Here is a 521-nt window from a genome sequence, read left to right as displayed (position 1 = left end):
CGCAGCGTGATGTATTATCTGGCGTCAACCATGCACATCAACCACGCCCACAAGATGCGCGGCAGCCGTTGGGCCGACCAGCAATCCAGCTTTGACGACATGAAAGCCAAGGTCCCGCAGACAATGGCCGCCTCTGCACGCTATGTCGAAGATCACGCGCTCAAAGGTCCCTTTGTCATGGGCGATACCTTGTCACTGGCCGATCCCTACCTGTTCATGGTCTGCAACTGGCTGAAGGGCGATGAGGTTGATCCCGCAGACTATCCGCGCATCTCGGCGTTCATGGCCGCAATGGAATCGCGCGCCTCGGTCAAGGCGGTGCGTGCAGCGGGTATGCTGCCCTGATCTTCAGGTGTCAGGAAAACCGGCTATAGTGTCACATTCCTGACCCAGATCACCGCAGCGGAGCACAAAAGCGGTCGTTCATGTCAGGCGCAGCTAAGGTCCGGTTCGAGCCCATTCCGCGTTCCCCCGCGCGGAATCAAGGCCGCAGGCCGCCGCGCATCGCCGGGCCGTCCGCC

At 61.0% G+C, this 521-nt stretch carries 1 protein-coding gene; it reads left to right on the top strand.

The features are described 5' to 3' along the window. On the top strand, positions 1-345 hold a 345-nt coding region (locus FLO80_RS21955), incomplete at its 5' end, for a glutathione S-transferase family protein (RefSeq protein WP_188078403.1). Between the last annotated feature and the right edge of the window lie 176 nt (positions 346-521).

The organism is Aquicoccus porphyridii (assembly GCF_008369105.1).
Lineage (GTDB): Bacteria > Pseudomonadota > Alphaproteobacteria > Rhodobacterales > Rhodobacteraceae > Aquicoccus > Aquicoccus porphyridii.
This window is presented reverse-complemented; position numbering and strand designations above follow the sequence as displayed.